Origin of the sequence: Stieleria maiorica (assembly GCF_008035925.1) — a bacterium.
Classification (GTDB): Bacteria; Planctomycetota; Planctomycetia; order Pirellulales; family Pirellulaceae; genus Stieleria; species Stieleria maiorica.
In genome coordinates this window covers 2,743,559-2,764,713 of sequence record NZ_CP036264.1, presented here as the reverse complement: position 1 = coordinate 2,764,713, position 21,155 = coordinate 2,743,559, and the positions used below count along the sequence as shown (strand labels likewise).

Sequence of the window (21,155 nt, the reverse complement as noted above, 5' to 3'; positions counted from 1 at the left end):
GACAGGAAAATGGGTGACAAGAAAATGAGGGGCGAGTCCGATAGCTCGTGACCATTTTGACGATCATTGGCCAACGGCCTGCACAGCGCACGAAAGGACCGCAATTCAACCCCCGTCCCCTTTAGACCCCGAATTGATTCTACTTATGCCCGTGCCATTCGTGTCACTCTTAGCCGCCGATTGGTGAAAGCCTCCGCAGCTTTACCTGTGCTTTTACCTGCGGAAGACCAATGAGTTCATCGTAGACGCGATTATATCCCACGACGAATTTGGGGGTTGCCTCCTGCGGATCGGTCAAAATCCGAAGGTTGCCTTCGTCAGGCCACCAATGGTGATGGGGGATCCTGAAAATATGCCCATGGTGACTGCCATCGTAAGCCGCAATCAGCCAAGGTTCGCGGGCCGCTCCCAAAGCGTGCCAGTGAGACCGTGGGCGAAATACCTCCCACGCCCTGTCATAGATGCCGAGAAAGTCTTCGGGAATACGCCGCGTCCATTGCTTCACTCGTAGGAAAAACTCGAGAGACGCCACCCAAGAACCACACGCATTGGACAACATTTGCTTCGCAGTGCTGCGGTCGTTGCTCGCCAAGTTTCCCGCATCTTTCAACAGGAGCCCATACTTAATCATGCTCTGGTACAACAGCCGTGTTGTCATTTCATATTCCCCTGATCGCCTCTCTTGGTCCGCCATTTCTTGTGGCGAAATGGATAGGGTACTGGCGAGACTGATGGGCATAGCTTGGCTCCGAGAGCGATTGTCAAACGTTGTGCTTGGCGTCCTAGGAACATACGTCGCGTTATCCTCTGAATCAAAAAAAACAACTCTCGATCATCGAGTCTTCTTGCGGCTGTCGGGGGCGCTCATGGGTGGCCCCTTTTCAAGCGTCCCCGACAAAGAGAAAGACAGGAAAATGGGTGACAAGAAAATGACGAGCGAGTCCGATAGCTCGTGACCCTTTTTTCGATCATTGGCCATCGGCCATAGATACCAATAGCCTGGGGCATCGCCCCAGGAATCTAACGTGCTCTCCCGCCATTTGGCCAACGGCCATGCACAACACTTGACCGAGCCCACAAATCAACCCCCGTCCCCTTTGGCCAGCCCCCTTTTGTCAGTAATGCAGTCCGCATTTCTGGCGATTCCTCCGAGGCACTTTCTGTATAATCCTCTGACTTGGCACCACCAGGTTTTCTCCTCCGTCACGTGGGACTGTGGTGAACCCGATCTTAGTTGCGTTGATCCTGCTGCTTGCCGCCTTAGGCGGTATTCTCTGTCTGATGATGTTTTGGCGACCCAAACGTCGGCTTTGCCGCGCAGAGGTTGTTCAGATTATTGAGCGTTTCTTATCCGGAGAAGGGGGGGCCTATGAATGGGACGATTTTCTGTCGCTCCCGATTGCGGACCCGAATCTTGATCGAGTCCGTCAGCAATGCGTACGCGTCGACTGGGCGAGCAAGAAGGGGCGGGAGTCTATCGAACGAATCCTGGCCGAGATTCGCGGCAATTAAATACAGGTCGACCGAAGCCGAAACAAATCCAAATGCCCGTGCACGAAGAATCCGGCACTGCCGATTGCAATTCGGAATACCAGACAACCGATCACATTATTCCACCCTAAGCCGATGCGCAGGTAGTTATTTCCATTGAGTAGCCCGGGCACTCCGCCCGCCCGACTACCGATCCTGGTCCCGCCTCTCGCAAACAGGCTCAACAGGATTCTGCTGTTAAGAAGTGCCCGCTCAATGAAGGATTCGCCCGTCGGGTCGGTACCATTGGCGGGCGAATTATTGACGTAGCGGTAGAGATTGATGTCGTTCGCTTGAAAGCGAAGCTGATCCTCGCTGGTGAATTGACCGTTGCCTGCGTCGTACCACCTCGTCCGATAGAAGCTGATCTCGGCTGCATGGTCGACCTCTCGGCCGGTGAATGCGAATCGACCAAAGACCCCCGGTTCCGGACCCGTGGTGATGTTCCCGAATGCGCTGTACATCGCGTGATAGACAGGGACAGCACCATTGGGCTGGATGTCGCTGACCGTCGCCAGACGATCCGTGAGATACCAATTCCTTCCGAGTCCGACGGAGTAGCGTGCAAGATTGCTGTCGATTTCATGGCCGTACAAATACCTCGCGACGGCTATCTCGGCTTGATTGAAATCAGCCCAGATATGGTCGCCGTTGTGAATAAAGAACTCGTTTTCGGTCGACTGTGATTGGGCCCCATCGGGATCGATTTGTCGGGCAAAACGTCGACCGAGTGCGTCATAGGTGTACTCGACAGAGTGCATCAGGATCGCTCCGGCGACGGGTGAATCGGGATCACCAGGATCACTGCTCCAGTCATCGATCCTGACCAAGCGATTCAGATGATCATACTGATATGTTCGTGTTTCGCCGTTGCCCAGGTGGATTCGTTTGACTTGATTACCTTCGCCGTCGTATAGATAGCGGTAGGTCCCGTCAGATTCGAGTCGGTTTCCGGTGCCCGTGGTGTAACTGCGGTCAACACCGCCAATGCTGGACGATAGACGGTTGCCGTTGGCATCGTACGTGTAGGATTCGTCGTTCTGCTTTTCAAAGTCAGCCAGTGTGAGTTGGCCGGTTAGGTCATAGGTGTAATCGATTGCTTGCTCGTACTGGCTTTCTTCGTGAAACCGGTTTTCGCGGACAAGCAATCCGCTAAAGTCATAGTCATAGTCGTATCCGGCTAGAAGCTGGTCGACCGAGTCTTTGTGAAGAATTGCATTACTGCGCCCCGATGTGTCGTAGGTTCGATCAGAAAGACCGACCAGTGCATCGCCAGTCAGGTCGGAGTAGCGACGAGTTTCAATTTCACGACCAGCGGCATTGTAAAAGAAATCAATCCTCGCATTGTCCACGTCGGCGACTTCTCCACCGGGGATGTCGGAGTCGAACCACCTGCGTACAGCCAGTCGGTTTCGTGAATCGTATTCGGACGCGACGGTGACCCCGGCGTCGTCACGCGTGCTCGTGACATTGCCGACCGGGTCGTAGTCGTGGGTCAAAACGATTTGTGGGGCACTTGAGATCGTGTTAGATCCGAATTCGACGGACTTTAATCGGCCGAGCAGATCATAGGTGTGCACATAGCTGCTGTTGTTGTCGACTGCAGTCAGCATGTTGCCGAGCTCGTCGTAAGAGAAGCTGATCGTGTTGAGCAAAGTGTCGGTTCCGGCTTCGTACCATCGCTCCTCCTCCAGACGGCCTCCGAGATCGTACTGAAACTCACGTCTGCGACCGTTGCGATCGATCGTTTTCGTTTGGTTTCCCCCGGCGTCATAGCAGGTCAATCGCACATGATTCGCAGGCGTATTGGTCTCGCATGAAGCGCCGCTGGCAAGATCCACTGATGTCATTGCACCTTCGATCGACAACCCTTCGTTGTAAAACGGATCACGTTCCTCGATGGCTTGATTGAGTTCGTCGTATACCCAAGTCGTGATATTTCCGACCGGATCCCGCAGCAGGATTCGATTGCCGTTGGCATCGTATCGGAAGTCAGTGATCCCGCCTTCGGCATCGACCTGTCGGATCAGACGATTGTTCTCGTCGTACTCGTACTTCGTGATGCGACTCTTGCGATCTTGCAGTGGAGTTGCCGGCGATTCCAGCAAGGTGTTTCCGGCACCGAGAGCGTCAGGACTTACGATCACTTCCCAATCAAGCTGATCTCCGACATAGAACTTCCGAACGACGGACTGCGGGTGATGCGGATCACCGGTGACACCGCGTCGCCGTTCAATTTCACGTCCTACGCTGTCGTAGTCCGTCTCGCTGATTTCAACGAGTGTTCCATCCGCTTCAAACGTGCCTTCACTGGTGACTTGACCGAATTGATTAAAGCTGAATTCCTCGTAGGTGCCATCGGCATAGATGATGCTCGATGGTGAACCGCAAGGACAAGCGTCGTCGTACACAAACGTTGTCGTGTAGCCGTTGAAATCGATGTGCTTGGTTCGACGGCCTTGATCGTCGTAGATGAAACTGGAGATGTCGCCCAACGCATTGATGACCTGGGTCAAATTTCCACGGGCGTCGTACCCAAAGCTGGTTGTGGCGTTTCTGGCGTTCGTGATCGAGCGGACTCGATTCCCGGAATCGTACGTAAACTTGGTGACGACAGGAGTATCGAAAGGACCGACTTGGCTGCCAGCCTCGATGAACTGCATGACATTGCCGCGGGCATCGTATTCGCGTTCGGTGATGAATCCCCGTTCGTCAATGATGCGAGTTTCCAGATCAGGGTGCCGCGGGTCGCCATACTCACGCGTCACCTTGTTGCCGAGCGGGTCGATCTCTTCAAGCACATTTCCACGATCGTCATAAACTAACGTGGTCGGATTGCCGTTTCCATCGCGGACGATCGCCGTGTTCGCATCCGCGTCAATTTCACGATCGTCAACTCGGTCGCCCTCGGCGTCAATAACGCCCTTGAACTCCAATTGCCTACTGTCCGAGTTCTCTTCGTAAACGGTTTTCAAGACGCGTTTGCCCGACGCATCGTAAACCGCTTCGAGGTAATGGGCAGCATCGGCCCAGTATTCGTGCCGCGTTGTCAGTCCGGCTTGATTGGTAAAGCCGGCCAGGTCACCATTAAGATCGTATTGATATGAAAGGGGATTGCCGGCCGGGTCGACAATTATTTTGATTCGGTCTCTATGATCACGGACGAACTGAATGGCATCACCGGATGAATGGCTGATCCCCTCGTCGCTGAAGGTGGCGGTGTTGCCGTTCAGGTCGGTGATGGTTTGCAGGCCGTCGAATTGGTTGTAGCGGTATTTAAGGCCTTCTTTGGTGGTCAGCGTGTAGGTGTCGGGATTGATCCCGCCGGCCAGGGCGCCGACGATGCCTCCGACGGCGACGGTCTTCTGATCGATGGTGAGTGTGTCGTAGACGCCGGGGTCGGGCGTGAAGACCGGTCGGCCGGTCGATCCGAAAAAGCTGCCGCGGATGTCGGTGACGTCATAGGTGAACCCGACCCGCCGGCCATCCGGATTTGTCAAATACACCTTCGTCTTTCCGGCGACAAATTTGTCATTGCCGAAACTGAGTGCCCCGCCGGTTCCAATCGCCCCCGCTTCGAAGATCCTTGCGTCCTGCACGCCCAGGCTCCAGCCGTAGCCGAAGTCGCCTTCGTCGCCCGCGTTCAATGTGTCGTAGACTCGCGTGACGGTGATCGGGATCCCTACCAAGGGAATACTCAGATCGATGAACTCCAGACGGAAATTGCCGAGTTGAAGGTTGCCTTCGACGTTGACCAGCGTCGGCTGCACGTAGCCGCGACCGTTGACGTCATAGGCCGCCACGACGATCGCGTAACCGTCCTTGGAAACCGCCGAACTGTCGAACACCGCCAGCTCGCCGTCGTGGACTTCTTCGGTCCCCTCGTTGACCATCACCCAATCGGGATCGGACAGGTTGATCCCCGTCAAGGAAACCTTGTCGGCTCGCGCATAAAACACGCGGTAATACCACAGGTTGTCTTCCGGATCATCGACCGTGCCTTCGATCGTGACCAATCCCATCACGTTCTCACCGACCTCCGGCGACGTGATCATCACCTGCGGCGGTTGATTGTCGGTGGGATCGAATCCGGGATGCGGCGGCAGGTCGGGTGGGATCACCGTTCCCGGATTGTTCGGGTCCACCGGCTGGTTCGGCCGCGACGGATCGACGACCGTGACGGTCCCATCGCTTTGGCCGCGCAGTCCCACCGTGTCGATCGCGAACGCTTCCAACGCGACCGCGCCGACGGTCTGGCCGGTCAAGACGACCGCACCGGTGTCATCCAGCGTCACCATCGCGCCGTCGACGATCAAGCCGACGTCCACCACGCCGACATTGTCGGTCGCCAACACCCGGACCGTGTAACTGGATCCCTGGTCCACCTGACCGTCGCCTTGGAAGGACCGATTACCTGAAATGATGGTGAAAGAAACCTGCGGGGGGATCGTGTCGTCGAGCAACGTGATCTGCCACGTGTCGCTCGCCGATTGCCCCCGATCGTCCGAAACCGTCACCGTCACGTCGGCCGCGTCTTCGGAAAAACCATCGGTCTGCCAGATGATGCGTCCGAATCGATCGATGGTCATCCCATCGGGTGCATTGTCGTTCAATCGGTACGTCAGCGGATCGCCGTCGGAATCGCTGGCGCGAACGGTGTAGCGGTACGTTGCCCCGCGCACGACGCTGTCGATCGGCGTCGAATTGATCTGGGGCGCGCTGTTGACCGCAATGGACAACAAATAGGTTTGTGTCGAAGTTGCTCCATGGTCGTCCGTGGCGGTCACGACGACCGTCGGGCTCGGATCTTGTTCGGCCGGTGTCCAACTGATCAATCCCGCATCGTCGATCGTCATCGCCGCTGGCAGGTCGCCGGCGATCGAGAACGTCACCGCGTCGCCATCAGGATCAACTCCGCGGACCTGGTACGTGTACAGCGTCCCGGCTTCGGCGGCAAAGTTGGGGGTCGACGTGATGATCGGGGCGCGGTTGCCCACGGTTCCCTTGCTCGGGTCGCCGGGGACCCGCAGCTCGTCGGACGACTTGACGACAATCGTGTACGCTTGCGTTCCCGAGTCCAGTCCGTCGCTGACTTCGACCAAGACGTCGTGCGAGTCGACTTGGGCGGCCGTCGGCGTCCAGCGAATCAGACCGGTCGTTTCGTTGATCTCCATCCCATCAGGAGCTTCCAGCAATTTCCACGTCAGCGGGTCGTTCTCCAAATCATCGCCGCGGACCGCATACAAGTAGACTCGGTCGCTGTAACCGACCGTCGGCGGAATCGAGACGATCGCCGGAGCGACGTTGTTGCACCCGACTTCGATGCTGAATCGTTGCGTCGCTTGGCCGACCAGCACATCAGTGGCAGTGATCTCCACGAAATGGCTGCCGATCTGCGACTCATCGGGAGTCCAGCGAACCACGCCGGTGTAGGGATCGATCGACATGCCGCGCGGTGCGACGGAGAGTTCCCAGCCGACCGGATCGCCGTCGGGATCACGTGCGACGGCATCGTATTGATAGTCGCGGCCGCTGACCCAGTGGGTCGGCGGCACGGAAGTGATTTCGGGCGGCTGGTTGATGTCGACCGATGCGACGGTCAGGTCGAACAACTGCGTCGCCACACCACCGCGACCATCGCTGACTTGGATTTCGATCGAGTTGTTGGATTCGGCACTCCGCGAAGGCGTCCAGCGGACGATTCCCGCGTCGGTGATCTGCATCCCGGTGAGCGGATCGATCAATTGATAGGTCAGTGTGTCGCCATCGGGGTCGGAGGCTTGGAGGTCATAGGTCCAAGCGAGTCCAAAGCGTGCGGTCGGGCGAGGCGACGATTGGATGACGGGATTGCGGTTGACGGCGGATGCGTCGGCGATACTCAACGTCCAATCTTGCGAGTCCGAACCGCCACGACCATCTTCGGCGATGACCGAGAAACTCGCGTCGGATCCCGAAGCATCCTCGGGAACGTCCCAGACGAGTTCGTGATAGGAGTCGACCAACTGGTCATCGGAGTTCATCAATTCCACGCGTGAGATGGTGATTCCGTCCGGAGCGGTGTCACTCAGCCGCCACGCCACCTGATCGCCGTCGGCATCTTGGGCTCGCAGCCGATGTGTAAACGGTTTTCCGGCAGTCGCCATCACGGCGGGAGTGGACGTGATCGACGGAGCGACGTTCGGCGCGGTGACGACGACTTGGAACGATTGGACGGTCGATCCGCCACGCCCGTCACTGACTTGCATCACAACATTGTGGCTGCCGAGTTGATCTTCGGTCGGCAACCAAGCGATCGAACCGAGTTCCGGGTGAATCGTCATCCCGTCCGGGGCGAGGGGCAAACGGAATTCCAACACATCGTTTTCCGGGTCTGAAGCGACCGCATCGTAGCGATACAGATCGCCTAGCGTGATCTCGGTAATCGCGGAACTGGTGATGACCGGCCGTTGATTGAGCCCCCCGCTGACATCCGAATTGACGAAGCTTACGTTTGTCGCCGATTGGCCAGTGTTTAAGTGAACCCTATAGACGTTGTCAGTCGGAAAGCTGGGACTCCAGCCCTGCTGAACGACTTGGCGAATGCTGTAGTCTCCGGCGGCCACGTTATGAAACTCAAACTGGCCTTCCGAATCGGTCCGAGTAAATCGTTCGCCTGGATCGAACACGGCGTTGTGATTGGAGTCGATGAAAACGGTCCAGTCCTGCAAGCTCACTTCCGAAGGATCCGGTTGCTGCGTGATCGATTCAAGACCGAGTTCGACGTAATCGAACGCGGTATAAGGTTCCTGAGGCGCGACGAACCGCACATCGAGATAACCATACCAGGCTGACCCGACCTCATTAAAAACTTGATCGAATTGGAGACTCGCAGAGGCTGATTGGATCAATCCGTTTTCGTTTGTCGGCTGGATCGAAAGGGGAATAACGATGGTTTCACCGGCCGCGCCCGATCCATCGTTGGCGATCACTTCGATGCTCGCCGGGACAACGTCGTAATCACCAAAGACGACGTTCACGAAAAGCTCGCTTCCCTCCGAGACACTTTCCTTTTGAACCTCGAACCGAAACTTAAACGTTGGTTCATTTGGGACGTCCGCACCAGTGGGATCGGGGAAGTTGGAACCTTGGTAGCTTGTCGATAGGGCGATGTCGGTCCACTCGGAACCGCTGGACCCCAGATTGACAAAACCGAATCCGTTGATGGAATCTCCACCGCGTTCAGAGACGTCGCGGTTGTCAAACTCGTCACCGGAACCGGTGGCAACGTCAAGATTTCCGTTCAGGTCCGGCAAAAACTCGCCATCTTGTAGCAGGCCGTTTCCATCGGTATCGACCGGAGTGTTCTGTGCGGACAGAAAAGCGGATGGATCTTCGAACCCAAATCCGTCCACATCGCCAATGATGATTCCCGTAAACGCGTAGGGTTCCGATGTAATGCTTCCGGTAATGGATCCAGTCCCGGGCTCGGCAAACTGAATCTGAAACGATTGGTCGTCAACGCCGCCGCGACCATCGGAGACCTCAACCGTCACGTCGACCGCTTCGACTTGGTCGGTCGGTGGAACCCACGTGATTCGACCGGCCGAATCAACCGCCATGCCGTCGGGAGCGACGGGAAGACGATAGGTCAGGTCATCATTGTCCGGATCAACGGCGACCACCTGGTACTCGTAGACGTCACCCAGGTTGACGGGGACCGACCCGAGGACTTCGTTGGTGTTGGCGTTGACGAAGGCCAAATCGAACCGGGACGGTGTGCCGGTTTCGAATCGGATGTCGAACGAAACAGTTTGGCCGGGGGCAATGTCGGTTTGGATTCCGGTCAGATTGACAAACCCGACTTCGGGATCGGACGCGACGACGTTGATCGGAATGTTGCGGATGATGCTCTCGCCCAAAATGTCCGAGAACACGTTGGTGAACGCCTCGGCGGCCGCCGCGTCGCTCCGCAAAAAGTTCAAATCCCACGTGATGCCGTCCACGCCCCACGCCAAGTCGACGTATTCGGTGCGAATGTTGGCCACGTCGCCTCGTCCGACCGGTTCGCTGCGAACATATTGGCCGCCATCGGAGACGGTAAATCCGGAACCGCCGTCGCTGACATAGGCGGTTCCGTCGGCGGCGACGCCGAAAGCCAGCGCATCGTTGGAATCTTCCATGCGCGCATTCGCAACAATCGAAAACAAAATGTTTTCGTTCTCCAGTCGGTCGGCGATCGAATTGAATGACACCGATCCGTTGACCGTCGTTCGTTCTTCATCGGTGACCAGAATGACGACGCGCGACGCTTCATCCCGGAACGAATAGTTGTTCAGCGTGTACTCGATGCCGTCGTAGCCGTCTTCGGCGCCTGAACGCGAGGTGCTTAGCGAATTGGTTGCGGTGGCGAAATCGGTGGCCGACATCCAACGATCGCTGCCGGATTGTCGTACGCGGGCCGAGTTGGCGAATCCGACCAAACCGTATCGGTTGTTTGTCAGGCCCGACCCGACCAACGACTGATCCAGGGATGATATGATGTCACCCAGCCATGCCTGTTCACCGGCCATCGATCCCGACTCGTCGACCACGAACACGATATCCGCCGTCCCCAGATCGCCACCCGAATCGGGCAACGTCAGCGAGATGTTCGATTGGACCGTGCCACCAACCTCCAGAGGCACCGAAAGCTGCGTGGGATTGGTGTTGCCCGAGGCGGGATTGTTGACGCCGGCGATCCCATACGACGTGTTTGGATCCGAGACGATCGTCGGCGGATGGTTTTCCGGGTCCGGGTGAACACAGACGACAAACTCCTGGATCGCCACTCCGCCGTTGCCATCGCTGACTTCGACCGTGACGTTGTGATTGCCGATCTGGTCGGCGGTTGGCCCCCAGGTGATCAGTCCAGATGTTGGGTTGATCACCATTCCTTCGGGGCCATCAGTAATCAGGTAAGTCAGCGAGTCATCATCCGGGTCAATTGCATCGACATCGTAGGAATAGGTCGTCGCTGCAATCGTGGTTTTCGTGAATCCCCGGTAGAACACATCCGCTTGAGACTGGTTGAAAAAGCCAAACCTTCCTTCTGAAAAAGCATTGTCGAAGATCTCAATCGGTTCGATTACGGGCACACCGTCTTGAGAGATCTCGATAACGAAACGGCCTGGTTCGAAATTCAATGCGAACTGGTACGGCACGTCATCGACGTAGCCGATGTTGTTCTGATAGAGCGTTCGGATGCGAGTTGGGTCCGGATGCACCTGATAGCCGATGTCGGCATTGTCCACCTCGGTATCAGAATCGACTACCTTGACCGTCATCAAAGCGGGGGACCGTTCCCTCCAATCAAAAAGATAGAAATGCTGGGGGTCTTGGTAGCCGAACACAAATCCCACCCAATCATCATCTCCACCTTCCAGATCGTCGAAGACGGTGAATTCGCCGGAAATTGATGACTGCCCCAGTTCTTCATTGGAAACGAAGACGGCTGCATCGGAGTTGATTACTTGATGTACCGAATAACCGTCATCCGATACTTCCCAGCGTGAGTCGCGAACTTCACCCCCGTCAAAGTCGTGTTGAGTCCAGTCCGACAAACTGATTGGCGTGGGAATTCGTTGCAGTGATTTTACCACTGATGCAATCGTCACCGGCGTGCTGGTGATCACCGGTGGGCGGTTGGGCGGGGCCTGGGAAACCGTGACGGTGTAACGCTGCGTCGCGACGCCTCCATTGCCATCGCTGACGCGGACTGCCACGTCGTGCTGGCCGATGTCGTCTTGGCTGGGCATCCAGGTGATCAGCCCCGTCGCCGAGTCGATCGTCATCGCACTCGGACCCGTCGTCAAGCCATACGTCAGCGTGTCCCCATCCGTATCGGTCGCATCGACGTCGTAGCGATACGTTCGGTCGTAGGGGGCTTCGGTTGCCGGCACCGTGATGATCACCGGAGCTTCATTCAGTTTCCCCAAGAACACCAGTTCGTAATCAAACCGATGCTTCAGCGGGTTTTGGAACGCGATCGTTGGCGATGCGGTCACCTCGTTCGGTTCCAGCGTCCCGTCGTCGACGGCGCCTGAAAAATCAAAGTACGGCGTTCCGTCGTCCAGGTAGCCGTCGGGCTCGACGACCGAGACCGTCGGGTCGCTGATGTTGCGGACTCCGACCAACAGCGGCACCTTGCTTTCGAACACGCCGTCGTTGCGCGTCGCCAAGTCAACATACAGATGCCGCTGGTCCTCGTTGAATGAGGTCCGGCCGTACACGCCGGAAAAGCTGCCGGTGATGTCGCTGTATCGATCCAATTCGATGCCCGACGGTTCACGGCCCGTGACGGAGACTGTCACGGTGCGACTCTGACCATAGGCATCGAACGCTTCGACTTCATATGCATTCAATCCGTTGGCGACATCGACGTGTGTGTAAAACGTTCCGCCGGCGTCCAACGCGTCCACCGGTTTGCCGTTGACCGTGACATAAGCAATCGAATTGGCGAATTGCTGGTCGACGTTCAAAAACGGAGTCGCTGCGGTCGCGATGCCGGACAAGACGATCGTCGATGGTTCGACCGAGGTCTCCGCCGACGGGGTCAGGATGTTGATCTCCGGCGGCGGCAAGGCGTCGACGGCGAACTCGATGACGCTGGGATCGACTGCCGGGTCGGAGGACTGCAGCGTGAGTTGAACTTCCAGAAATTGCCCACGGACCTCCTGCAGCGTCGCCAACGATTCGGTGATCGTCCAAGGCAGCGACTTGATCGATCCCGGGTCATCGGACGCCCTGACGCGAATCGTCAGATCGCTGCCATCGGGAGTGTCGGCGATCGCACGCGCGGTGGTCCAGACCGTACTCGGTCGGCCCGAATCAATCGTTTCGGTCCAGGTGCCTTCGCGGAGCAGGTTGGCCCGAACGCTGCCGGTGGAATCGCTGTAGTTGTACGGCGAATTCCCGGTCGGCACGGACAACGCCACCTGGTCGGTGTCGGGGTCGACTTTGATCGCCGTGTTGCTGCCGAGCGAGGTCGTCCAGAAGAACCCGTCCGCGTCGACGGCGGCACCTTTCAGGGCGTGCGCGCCGGTTTCGACGGTCTTGGCCTGGATCAGCGTTCGCCGGTCGTCTGCGAATTCCCATTTGAACAGATAAGTGCCGTCGTGGTGGGCCGCCCAGACGTCACCGTTGTGGTCGACCGCAACACCACCGCCGCTCGATTCCCCCGTTGCCGAGTTGTAGTGATCAATCTCGCCCGTGGCCGGATCGTAACGAGTGAGGTAAGAACCCTGCCAACCAGAGGTCCAGACGACGCCGTTTTCGTCCAGCGTGATGCCGTACATGGTTCGGCCGATGTCGATGGAGCCTAAGTACGATTGCGTGTTCGTATCGATGCGATCCAGGTGCCGCGAATTGGCCGTCGTACTGTAAAGGATGCCGTTACTACCGATCACGGACCCGTAGGGGGCTCCGGAGACGGCGACGATTTTTTCGAACGCACCGGTGGCCTCGTCGAAGACTTCATACTGATTTCGGTTTAGCAATCCGACCCACAGCTTGCCATTGCCATCGATCGCAATGCCCCGCGCCCCGCCGCCATAATTCCACTGATCCGGATTGCTTCGATTTCGGCCCGCATGAATCGTCATCGCGATGCGTTCGTCATCGGGCTGGCCATCGCCGTTGGCGTCCCAGGGCAGCATTTCGTCGCCGGAAATGCGTCCATCCCCGTTGGCATCAACACTGGTGTCGACGACGCCGTTTCCATTGCGGTCGATGAAACCGTCGTGCAGGATTTTGACGGCGTTGTAGGGGATGCTGGCGTTGTCACCGCGGTTGGCGACCCACGCGGCCCCATCCCCGGTGACCGCAATCCGCGACGGGTTGGTCGCACTGTTGGCGCCCGTCCGATAACGTGCTAATTCTTCGCCCGTTTCGGTATTGAATTTGGAAACCGTTCCGTCACCGGAATTGGAGATCCAGATGATCGGCAAGATTTCGATTCCACCAGATGCGTTCAACTGGATCGAACCGGCATCCTGGTCGGCACGCAGATTAAAAAGTTCACCCGACTGGAAGTCATCCGCGGTGGTGTAGACAAAGGTTTTCGGGAAATCGATCGGCGCTGAAACAAGCGGAGGTTTCTGTGCATCCGTTGAGACCGTCGTGTCCACGATGGCGAGCGGTGCAGGCGCGGTGCGAGATTGCTGCGATTGGAATTCCCCGACCCTCTCTGAATCCGGCGGCGAATCCACGGGGGCTCCCGTGTAACCGGGGATCACATAGTCGACGATGCGCACGGTCGTCATCGTATCGGAATCGTCGTTTGCCAGTCGAAAGATCAGGTTGGCGGTTTCACCCGCGATCACGCCGGAGAGATCGACCGTGACCTTCGTGCCGCCGTCGACCGGTTCGGTCGAAACCCCCGATCCGGTGACCGATCCCAGTTCCTCCGTCACGTTAAAAAACGCGTCGCGCGTGGCGGCGTACGGTGCGATCAGTGGATTACCAAGACGATCGACCAACGCGACTTCGAACGCATCGTTGATGAACTGGGTGTCCGCTCTGTCAAACTCAAGGTCGCTGTACGTAAAACTCAGCTCGCTTGCCCCGGCGGGGACCACAAACGTCGTCTCCAAGGTTGTCACGAAGGAATCACCCTCGGTCAGCACCGCGGTGCATTCGTCGGCGACGACACTCCCTCGTTCCGCGTCCGAGCCTCCCGATTGTGAGGTTCGCCAACCGGTCAAATCGTCGACAAACCGTGTGCAGCTGTCGTAGGGAGCCTGCGTCTGGATGTCGATGATGACGTCGTCAAACCCACGGTTCCCCACCAGCATCCCCGGCCAACGACTGGCGTGCAATTCCCAGCCGATCTGTGGTGCTGTGGCATCGGTCGCAATCGATTCGGTTAAAAGCCTCAGGTGCTGATCGGAGTCACCCAGATCATCGGCCGGCTGCAAGACGTAAACGCCGAGGTGCCGACCGGCAGGAAACGTGTTACTTTCGCGAAAGGGTTCGGCGCGAAACTTGGAATACGCTACCTCGCGATGCGCCGACGCGAAGACGGCCTCGGGATAATCAGCGTGTTCCGGCGCCACCCCGTCGATCGCCCCCGAGGCATCATCGGCGATGAAGAATCCCAGCTCGTTGAACTCTTCGCGGACGAATTCGAAGTGGGCCGACAGATCGATCAGCTGATCGTCATCACCGGGCAGCGTCATCAACATCACGCTGGTGAAACCGGCGGGGGCAAGATCACCTTCGGCTTCCGGGCTCAAGTACGCGATCGAGCCATCGCCGGTTTGTTCCAGTCCATTGATCACACGCAACGCGTCGACGGTCGTCAACTTTCCGTCGCCGCTGGTGTCGTAAAAACTTTGCAGCCGGTTGGATCGGGTCCCCAGCGTTCCCGATCCATCCGACGTGGCGATCTTGTTGATCACCCGCAACGCATCCATGGAGCTGACTTGCCCGTCATTGTTCACGTCCAACGATCGCGCCGGATTTTGCCAATCCGACGCGAGCAACATTCTCGCTTCCAGCTTTTCCATCAGCGAGTGTCGGTGGCGATCGCGTTTGCGGCTGGACTTCCGACGTGCATGGGGCGAATTCATTTGGCCTGCCTCACGGGGTCAATCTTGGTTGGTCCCCGGTATTCTGGTAGGCCCCTCCCCCCCGTGCCACCGTTAGGCCCCGAAAAACCGCTAACATTTTCCTATCCGTCAAAACCGTCACCCGCTGGTTCACAGGATCGGATTGATGACAGACGGTGCATCGCGGCGATTCGTCGCGGACGCGGCCATGACGCAGCGACGCTGTCCCGCCCCTTGCTGGCGCTGCGGGCTAGTAAATCAACAGGCCGGTAAGCCGTTGGTGCGTGAAGTGGTGCTGTGGGACGATCTGGCAAGTTTGCGACGTATGGTTGGCAGTCACCTGTTTTCCATCCCGCCTGAGACTGCCATGGTCGCGACTCTGCCATCCCCGTCGTCAGCCTGTTTTGAGACAAACTCACCGCAGTTCAGCGGACGCATCATCGACGATCCCGCTGCACTGGAGTCGTTCGTGCCTGCTTGGCGGGATCTGGTCGCACGGTGTGCTTGGCGCAACCCGTGTTACGAACCGGAGTTTCTGATCCCGTTGCTGAAGTATCGCGGCGACGAATCGGCTGGGTTGTTGGTGATCGAAGGTGCCTCGGCGATGGATACGAATCGGCACTTGTATGGCGTGATGCCGCTGGTGACCAAGTCGTTCTATCACTTGCCGGTGCGATCCGTGCACGCTTGGCGGCCCGACGAAGCGTTCGACTCAACGCCGCTGTTGGATCGCGAGCACGCCGACGACGCGTTGTCCACGATCTTCACCACGCTGTCAGGTCGGGGCGTCCGTCTGTTGGCCTTCGACACCGTCTCGGCCGATGCGGCGTTTGACGGATTGATCCGGCGCGCGGCGGCACGCCAGGATCGGGCCATCTTCACGCGTGACCGTTTTTCCCGAGCCGCGATGCAGCCAGGGGACGACGCGGAAACGTATCTTCGACAGTCGATGTCCAAGAATCGTCGCAAGAAAGCCAAGCGACTGCTGAAGAAGCTTCAATCGGTCGGAAGCGTTGCATTGGAACACTCCTCGGGAGCAAACGACGTTCACCAGTGGGCACATGAATTTGTCGATCTGGAAGCTTCCGGATGGAAAGGCCGCCAGGGGACCGCGATGGCTTGCCAAAGCGAATCACTGGCGTTCTTCTTGGAATTGGTCGATCGCTGCGTCCCGCACGACGCGATCCGATTCGGCCGATTGACGCTGGACGGCGTCCCGATCGCGATGCTGGTCGATCTCCACAGCGGCGGTCAGGTCAGCGGATACAAGACGACCTACGATGAGCGTTTCGGCGAGTATTCGCCGGGATTCCTGCTGGAACTGCAAAACGTGCATTGGCTTCACGAGCTCGGATGCTCCCTTTGCGACTCCTGCACCGACCCGAACAACGAACTGATCAACGGCCTGTACGCCCAGCGTCTCCCGTTTCAAAGCATCGTGATCGGGCTGGATTCCGCCATGAATTGGCCGGTCACGTCGCTGTTGCCGTTGATGCAAACCACGGCACGACTGACAAAATCCTGCGTCCGAAAAATCAGACGCTGAACATGCGGGATCAGCGAATACGAGCACGAAACGCGAGCGGCCTGTTGATTGAGTGAGCCGACGGCGCTAGCCGCGGGCCTAGCGGTGCCAGCATCGGCCTGCGAGGCCCGCGGCTAGCGCCATCGGCTCACCATTGTTTCGGTTGCGATTCAATCGACAGCCCGCAAGCGAGTGGGTTTCGATCAAACGACGTTTCTTATTTTTTCCCCGGACAGTTAAGGGAACGCCGGTCGGACCACGCAGGGGGCTGGTGAGTCGGGAACGCTCCGATTCTCCACCCCATTTTTTCTGCCTTTGGTCCACAGGGTCGCTGCAATGTTCCCCAAAAATATCACGTTCGGTCAAAAACGTTCAAGTCGCTGCAAAAAGAACCCGACGAAACGGCGTTCGACGGCACGACGCATCACGCGTCCGTTGGAAACACTCGAAGCCCGCCAATTGATGGCCGCCGATGCGACGCCGATGTCGCTGTTGGATGTCACCGCCGGCGATCACACCGCGGCGCTCATCGCCACGGTTGAATCGGGCCAGCAGTCCGACCAGTCGGCGCAGACCGCACCATCGCAAACGTCGCAATTGTCAGCTGCCGCCCGCCAGACGGTCGACGCGATGAAGGCGATCGCCGACCAAACCGGCCGGATCGCACTGGACCAGATCGATCAATTCGCCTCGTTCGCGGGCATCGTGATCGAAGCGCCGACGTTCGGCAGCGATGGTTCGGTCACCGGGACAACGACGTTCGGACAATCCGACGCTCCGGTCTTGTTTCAATACGTCGGCAACGCGCTGGGAAGCAACGCACTGGAAAACGATTCACTGGGACATTGGGTGTTGGCCGTCAAGACCGATCTGGGGGCGCTGGCCCAGAGCAACGACTTGATCGAATCGCCACTGGAATTCAAGTCGCCGATCGTGGTCTTCTCTGCAGCGGCGGGTGAGATCGAATCGTCGGCGATGTCGACACAGGCCCAAGACTTCTACGGTGACCTGTATGCTTCGGATGATTTCACCGTCCGACTGCAGCGCGGCGTCAACGTGCTGACCACCGCGACGATCGCTGAAGATTCGATTCCGGCCGAATTGCTGGATCGAGTCGGTTTGGCCATTCCGGAGATCCAAATCGAAGGCGTCTTGTTCAGTGAGTTTTCCAACGACGTCGTGCAGCGATGGCAATCAGAACCCAAAGACACCGGTTTCTGGGAAGAGCTGCGCGAAGACGTGATGCTGAGGGCGACGTTGCCCCAGATCGTCATCAATGACCTGCCGCCCAATTTGAGTGTCGGCAACGCGTTTCTGGTCTGGCAATCGCCTGGCACCGACCAAGACCAATTGTATGTCAGCGTTGATTTGGCGATGGCTCAGAGCGACGGTTCGATCGTCGAGTTATCCGGACGCGTGGGGATCGCGGAAACGCCGACCGGAAACGAGTTTCGCTTGTCCGCGACCGCTCGCAACATCAACAACGCGTTCGGCGTGACGGGGCTGGACCTGGACGAAGTCATTTTGCTGATCAGCATGAACACCGTCAAAGCACCCCAACCGGGCCAGACAGGCGCGAATCAAGTCGGTCCGACCGCAGTGCCATCGGTCAGCGTTGGCGTGCTGGCGGACATGGAACTGGGCGGACGCCACGTGTCGATCGCCGGGAAAGTGGATTTCAGCATGGCCGCCGGGACGCCGGTCAAAATCGCGCTTCGCGGCGAACTGGAATCACTCTCCAGCACCGACCTGATGAATTTTGCCAAGCGATTGACCGGGCTGGGGGATGTCTCCTCCGACCCGAGCAAAACGCCGACGTTCGAGATTCGTGACGTTGTCCTCAACATTGCCCCGCTCGGTGGCGATGTCGAACTTGGCATCGAAGACGGCATCGGCGTCCGGGGCGAACTGTACATCAAAGGAAACTTGGCCGGTCGCGTCGATGGATTGATCGATCGCACCGGAATTACACCGGTCGTCCGACTGAAAGCGTGGACGCGGGCGTTCGACTTGGGCGCCCTTTCGGTCACCGACGTCAACATTGACATCCTGATGTCCGAGAGCAGCCAGGATCACTTCATCGTCAGCGGCGGTGTCAAGATGCTGGGCGTCTCCCACGACGTCGACATTCACATCACGCCACGCCGGATGTATTACAACATCACGACGGAAGTCGACGGATTAGGCATGGTGGATTACGAATTCGAGGCTTCGTCGATCGGCGTTCCGTTCTGGACCTACCGTGCGGTGGTTCGCAATGATTTGAGCGCGACGCTGGAGGGCAAGGTCGCCGGAGGATTGAACGATTGGATCGACCAGGCCCGCAAGGATTTTGACAAAGCCCAAGCCGGCCTCGATGCGGCACAGCGGGAGGTCGACAAGCTGATCGGCGAACGTGACACTGCGATCAAGGAAGCCCAACGCGATTTCGACGAGATCAAATCGAATTTGGCGGCGGCGGAAAAAGCGGTCGCGTCACTTTCCTCCAAAGTCAATTCGCTCCGAAAAACCGAAAGCGCCCGCTATTCGACGTGGCGCAAGGCCGTTCGCAGCCGCAAGCAAGCCAAGTGGTACAACTACGCTCAACGTCGAGCGTACGAAGTCGCAACCTACGCCAGGTACGCCTCCACCAAGGGACTTCGCTTGGCCGCCCAGGGATCGTTGAATGTCGCCAACGCGACCATGTCGGCCGTTCGCGCGTCGGCGGGCTGGATCCTTGACGCCGCCGGCCCCGAGGCTCATCCGGAAGTGATTCGCATCAACGCGGAACTGGCCCTCAAGAACGCGGCCCTGGATGTCGCCCAATTGGCGGTCCAAGCCGCCGAGGAAGTCGCGACCGGTGCGGTCGGAGCGTTGGCGTTTGTGGCCGAGCACCATGACGACCTGTTCATGATCGACCAAGTCTCATTCGAGGGCACCCTGTCAGCCATGTTGGCCGACAATGCGGTGGACTTTCAAATCGACTATCGATTCATGAACAAATCCCACAGCATGGGCTTGCATCTGGCCGCCCCCGACCTGGACCTGGATGACATCGCCAAACAGATCGTCCGCGACGTCAAAGCCGGTTTGGCCTGATTCTCGCCGGCTCGACAGCTCGTCGTGCCTGGGTAGAACTGATGTTTGTTGAGGCGTCCTGCCCAGTCCCACCATGGTCGTTGTTTCGTTTGCGGTCTTTTGACCGTCTTATCCGGCAAACGCGTCGATGCGATCGCCGATGCCGGGATGCAACCACGTCGGCTTGCGGGCCGCGTCGCTGTCTTCGGTCACTCGCAGCAGCGCCGCGGCGAGCTGGTGTCCCGCTTCGCTCTCGGTCGGCGGAACGTCGGCGCAAACTTGAGAGACCGTCGGCGCCAAACGACAGGCGACCGCATCGGCGTCGTATTCGCTGCGGTAGCTGACGATTCGCAAGATCAACACGGTGGCCAGCAGACTCAGGGCGCTACCAAGCGTTCCGGCCCAATCCGTTGCCCAATCCGCCACCCAAGCAGAAAGCGAATCGTGCATCAGTCCCCGCTCTAGCGCCGCGCCGGCCAGCCAGGCGGGAACCAGCGCGGCAATCCGCAGCGGCACGTGATGCCGTCTCGCATGCGCCACCTCGTGCAAAATCACCATCGCAAGTTCCTCTCGGCTGAGCTCTCGGACCAACCGGTCGCTCAACATCAGCACGCGAAAACGCCCCAGCAAACCGGCGATCATCGCATTGTGGGTTCGCAGTCCCGTGTCCCACTGCACGATCTTGCAGCGTGGGATCCCGGCAGCGGCAACAACGGATCGGATCCAGTGCAGCGTCGCATCATCCAGGGGCGTCGTCGGAAAGATGCGTCGGACCAAGACCGGGATCCCGGCGACCAGCACCAGCCCAAGCGCGCCCCAGGCCACCCACGGCGGCACCTGATCCCCGATCGATGTCAGCGAGACGAAGTCGATCAGTGCCAAAATGCCGACGATCGGTGCGATCAGCCAGCCGACGCTGCAACGCAGCGTCGCAACGATCGACTTCAATCCTGCCCACACGTTGGGCCGCACCAACCCCAGCCGCGCCGCAAACAGATACTCGCCCGCCCATAATCCGGACATCATCGCCATCGCAGGAAACAGCAGCACCGTCGCCTGCAACGCCAACGAATCTTGCACCACCGGCAGTTGATCGAAATTGCGGCCGAGCCCGAATCCCCCCAGACAAAGCAGCACCAATCCCAAAGAAAACCAACGAAAACACTCGGTTTGCCGATCAAACCAATCGTAGCCGACCCGCGCGTCCACTTCGCCTTGATCGATCAATCGCACGACCAATCGCACCGCCAGGTAACACAGCACCCACCAAGCGACGATCACCAGGGCGGTGAAGCCCGCTGCTCGGGCGAACGATTGGCTGGATGCGGGCAGCGACCCCAAACTGAGCGAGAGGATGACGGCCAGGAAGTAGTAGAGCTGCATCGGCAAACGGGGAAGTGTGGGATGTGCATTGGGGCGGTGGGCGAGGCTTCTGGTGGTCTACCGCAGCTCAATTTTCGTACTTGACGATGGGTTCC

The 21,155-nt window shown here is 58.4% G+C and carries 6 protein-coding genes; 3 read left to right on the top strand and 3 right to left on the bottom strand.

Annotated features, from left to right (window positions below; all coding sequences use genetic code 11):
* Window positions 1-169 precede the first annotated feature (169 nt).
* Window positions 170-739 (bottom strand): hypothetical protein, encoded by a 570-nt coding sequence (locus Mal15_RS09575; protein ID WP_233903371.1) that lies wholly within the window; start codon window positions 737-739, stop codon window positions 170-172.
* A gap of 479 nt (window positions 740-1,218) precedes the next feature.
* Here Mal15_RS09575 and Mal15_RS09570 point away from each other — a divergent pair, with 479 nt between their 5' ends.
* On the top strand, window positions 1,219-1,512 hold the full coding sequence (locus Mal15_RS09570) for a hypothetical protein (protein ID WP_147867549.1): 294 nt from the start codon (window positions 1,219-1,221) through the stop codon (window positions 1,510-1,512).
* Here Mal15_RS09570 and Mal15_RS09565 read toward each other — a convergent pair.
* Window positions 1,509-15,116, bottom strand: coding sequence for a putative Ig domain-containing protein (locus Mal15_RS09565; RefSeq protein ID WP_147867548.1), 13,608 nt, complete (start codon window positions 15,114-15,116; stop codon window positions 1,509-1,511). The genes Mal15_RS09570 and Mal15_RS09565 overlap by 4 nt on opposite strands.
* 145 nt (window positions 15,117-15,261) lie before the next feature.
* On the opposite strand from Mal15_RS09565, the gene Mal15_RS09560 reads away from it, so the two are divergent.
* The gene (locus tag Mal15_RS09560) at window positions 15,262-16,641 is read left to right on the top strand and encodes a GNAT family N-acetyltransferase (protein ID WP_147867547.1); all 1,380 of its coding nucleotides are present in this window, start codon (window positions 15,262-15,264) and stop codon (window positions 16,639-16,641) included.
* Between the two features lie 315 nt (window positions 16,642-16,956).
* On the top strand, window positions 16,957-19,698 hold the full coding sequence (locus tag Mal15_RS09555) for a hypothetical protein (protein WP_147867546.1): 2,742 nt from the start codon (window positions 16,957-16,959) through the stop codon (window positions 19,696-19,698).
* Between the two features lie 108 nt (window positions 19,699-19,806).
* Here the strand turns inward: Mal15_RS09555 and Mal15_RS09550 are convergent, their stop codons facing one another.
* Window positions 19,807-21,060, bottom strand: a complete 1,254-nt coding sequence (locus tag Mal15_RS09550; protein ID WP_147867545.1) for a M48 family metalloprotease — start codon at window positions 21,058-21,060, stop codon at window positions 19,807-19,809.
* Window positions 21,061-21,155: the final 95 nt, after the last annotated feature.